4 protein-coding genes and 1 pseudogene are annotated in these 3589 nt (G+C 62.7%); 4 read left to right on the forward strand and 1 reads right to left on the reverse strand.

The annotated features are described in order from the left end of the window. The first annotated feature begins 96 nt into the window (after positions 1–96). A complete protein-coding gene (locus SO180_RS42100; protein WP_449384660.1) occupies positions 97–309 on the forward strand; it encodes a hypothetical protein in 213 nt (70 codons plus the stop codon). Positions 310–556: 247 nt separating this feature from the next. Here SO180_RS42100 and SO180_RS42105 read toward each other — a convergent pair whose 3' ends face one another. Beyond that, positions 557–691 (reverse strand): hypothetical protein, encoded by a 135-nt coding sequence (locus tag SO180_RS42105; RefSeq protein ID WP_449384661.1) that lies wholly within the window; start codon positions 689–691, stop codon positions 557–559. A gap of 285 nt (positions 692–976) precedes the next feature. On the opposite strand from SO180_RS42105, the gene SO180_RS42110 reads away from it, so the two are divergent. The 3 genes and pseudogenes from SO180_RS42110 to tnpC all read left to right on the forward strand — a co-directional run bounded on the left by SO180_RS42110 (position 977) and on the right by tnpC (position 3392). Beyond that, positions 977–1372, forward strand: coding sequence for a transposase (locus SO180_RS42110; RefSeq protein WP_449384662.1), 396 nt, complete (start codon positions 977–979; stop codon positions 1370–1372). Positions 1373–1440: 68 nt separating this feature from the next. After that, positions 1441–1708 (forward strand): annotated as a pseudogene (gene tnpB / locus SO180_RS42115) (IS66 family insertion sequence element accessory protein TnpB). 73 nt (positions 1709–1781) lie between these two features. Then, complete coding sequence (gene tnpC / locus SO180_RS42120; protein ID WP_449384663.1) at positions 1782–3392, forward strand: IS66 family transposase; 1611 nt, start codon at positions 1782–1784, stop codon at positions 3390–3392. The last annotated feature ends 197 nt before the right edge of the window (positions 3393–3589 follow it).

Below are 3589 nucleotides of genomic sequence, written 5' to 3' on the forward strand. Positions count from 1 at the left end.
TCGGGATTGTGAGCCACGGCTAAGTCGGGAATGCCCGCACTCTCCATGGGCTGCTCCCGAGGGGTGTGCGGGCTTTTTCTCCTAAGGAGGCAAGCCATGATTGAAATCTGTGAACTAACGGAAATGGACCTCGAGGTGGTGGCTGGCGGCGGCGGGTTGGTCAACGTACCGATCAGCATACAGAACTCCGTACAGAACACCATTCCCGTGCAGGTCGCTGCGGCTACCAGCCTCGGCGGCGACGCTAACGCTTTGAACGGGATCGGTAGTGCAGGAAACTTCGGTTTCCAAGGAATCCTCGGTTCCTAACTGTAAAATGCAATAAAGCCCCCCGCCATCGGGAATGCCCGCACGGGCTGCTCCCGGGGGTGGCGGGTTTTTTTGCACGCACTTCTGCCCGCACACCCACTGCCGGCGGTGCGACAGGTTACTGGATCAATCCCCCGTTAGCGCATCGAGAGCACGCGATCGAAGACCGAGGCAGAGCCGCCGACGGCCGCGGCAAGCCGCGCCTTGCACTATAGCTGAGAGCCGCGATATTTGACTGATGTTCCTGTCATTCCAATACGGCCTTCGACCGACGCGCGCACAACACCGCGCGCTCGACGCGATCCTTGAGGGGCAGCGGCTGCTCTACAACGCCGCGCTGCAGGACGGCCGGCGTCTCCAGTCGGTCGAGCCATTTTGCCATCGCTCACCTCAATGCAGCGTATACGGCAGCTTGATCGCGACATACGGCGCGGCCGCGAGGGCCGCGCGATGCCAAGCTAAAGCCTGTCCTCGAGGCGATGCGGGGCAAGCCATATCGCGAAATTGCTCTGACCAGCCGCAACATTCCGCCGCCGCGTGGCGGTGATGCCTGGAATGCGATGTCAGTCATGCGCGCGATGAAGCGTAAGCGTGTAGGCGCCCCCACGTAGCGGATGATGTTCGCTTGTCAGAGAATCTCCTGGTGATTTATTTGCCAGGAGCTCATGTGAGCGAACATACCTCTGACACCAGGAATTTCGAAGTTATCACGGCCACACCCGAGCGGCTTGCGGTCAGTCCGGGGCGAAGCTATCGCACCTGGTCGCGGGAGGCGAAGGAACGGATCGTCAAGGAAACGTTTTTGCCGGGGGCGAACGTGTCGGTGATCGCGCGGTCTCACGGGCTCGATCCACAGTTGTTTGCGTGGCGACGCAAGGTGCTGGCCTCGGGACTGATCGCACCGGTTTCTGGGGCGCGCGGCGAGGCGGTCAAGTTTGCGCGGTTTGATGCGGTGACAAGCGACATGGTGGAAATCGTGATCGGCGATGTTGTGGTCCGTGTCGGCGGCGATGTGGAGCCTGAGCTGCTTGCTGCCGTAATCCGGGCGGTTCGGCAAGCATGATCCCGGCGGGCGTTCAGGTTTACGTGGCCAGCACGCCGGTCGACTTCCGCAAGGGAGCGACCGGCTTGATGGCGCTGGTGCGAGATGGTGGGGCCGACCCATTCAGCGGCGCGCTGTACGTGTTCCGTTCGAAAAGAGCGGATCAAGGCGGTTTGGTGGGACGGCAGCGGGATCTGCCTGTTTGCCAAGACGCTTGAGGAAGCAAAGTTCTGCTGGCCGAGGATTGCGCCGACCCGGGTGCGGCTGAATCACGCGCAGTTGCTCGCGCTGATCGACGGGCTGGACTGGACCAAGGTGCGTCCGGTGGCGGTGAAGCGCCCGGAATCGGTGGGCTGACCAGTTGCGGCGAATTGAATCAGGGCGCTGAAAGGCTTGGAAGATTGGCGGCGACTCTGCTGGGATGGCGGCGATGACGACGCCCGTTGCAGAGCTTCCGACGACCCTTGCCGAAGCCCATGCGCTGATCCTCGCCTTGGCTGAAGAGCGGGCGGCGATCGAGGCCGAGAACAGCCGCATCGCCTCCGAGATTGCAGCACTGACTGCGGTCAACGCCGATCTTGCTGCGGTCAACCAGACGGCCGACGCGCGGATCGTGGAGCTGACGGCGATCGTGAAGATGTTGGAGCGCACGCTTTACGGTACGCGCTCGGAACGCTTGCGTGGCGACACGCCGAGCGATGAGCAGATCGCCTTCGTATTTGACGAGATCGCCACCGGGGTGGCGGCCATTGAAGCCGAACTGGCCAAGGCAGGCAAGCCGAAACGCGCGCCGCGGCCGCGCAAGGAGTTCGGCGCGCATATGGAGCGGGTGGAGATCATCGTCGAGCCCCCCTCTGATTGCCAAGGGTTGGAGAAGGTCCTGATCGGCGAGGATGTCTCGAGGCGCCTGGACGTGACGCCGGCGACGTTCCGCGTGATCGTGACGCGCCGCCCGAAATACGCATATCGCAACCGCGATGGCGTGGTTCAGGCGCCAGCGCCGCCGCATCTGATCGAGAGTGGTCTTCCGACCGAAGCGCTTCTCGCCCAGATCGCGGTGGTCAAATATGCCGACGGGCTGCCGCTGTACCGGCAGGAAGCGATTTACGCGCGTGACGGCGTCGATCTCGACCGGTCGTTGATGGCGCAATGGATGGGCAAGGTCGGCTTCGAATTGCGGCCGCTGGCCGACTATGTGCTGGAGAAGATCAAGCAGGGTGAACGGATCTTCGCCGACGAGACGACCCTGCCAACGCTCGCTCGCGGATCCGGTAAGACGCAAAAGGCCTGGCTGTGGGCCTATGCGCGCGACGATCGGCCATTTGGCGGCATCGGTCCACCGATGGTCGCTTATCGCTTTGAGGACTGTCGCAGCGGTGAATGCGTCGAGCGGCATCTGGCGGGCTTTGCCGGCATTCTGCAGGTCGACGGCTATGCCGCCTACAACAGGCTCGCCAAATCGGCGGGTGCCAATGATGGGGTGCGGCTTGCGGCCTGCTTTGCCCACGTCAGGAGGCGGTTCTACGAATTGCACGTCAACGAGAGCTCGCACCTGGCGACACAGACCGTCACGACAATGGCGCGGCTGTGGGAGATCGAGGCCGACATCCGCGGCCAGAATCCTAAGATGCGGGTGAAAGCGCGCCAGGAAAAGTCCGCCGCGATCGTCGCGGCGCTCTTCGATCTGTGGGACAAGGAGCTGCCGCGCCTGTCGGGCAAATCCAAACTCGCCGAGGCGATCCGCTATGCCACATCCAGGCGCACCGCCCTCGAGCGCTTTCTAAGCGACGGCCGTATCGAGATCGACTCCAACACCGTCGAGCAGGCAATCCGGCCGCAAACCATCACAAGAAAAAATGCGCTCTTTGCGCGCAGCCATGGCGGCGGCCGGACCTGGGCGACCATCGCCACGCTTCTGCAGACCGCGAAAATGAGCGATGTCGATCCGCATGCCTGGCTCACACAAACTCTCGAACGGATCGCGCGGGGCTGGCCGATCTCTCAGATCGATGCTCTCATGCCCTGGCACTTCAAAGCCTGAACGGCTCAGCTTGGCGCTTACGATGAGGCGGCTGCGCATCGCGGGCAAATGACTTGCACCATCTGCGATCCCAACTGGATGTTGATGTGCGCGTTGTGGCAGTCGCAGCGCGTCTGAGCGCACTCCATTCAGGAGAGGCTTAGGCGGCTTTCAATCGCCCGCCCGGCACAAAGGCGGTCCGGCTCAAAGAAACGCAC

Source organism: Bradyrhizobium sp. UFLA05-112, from assembly GCF_053572325.1.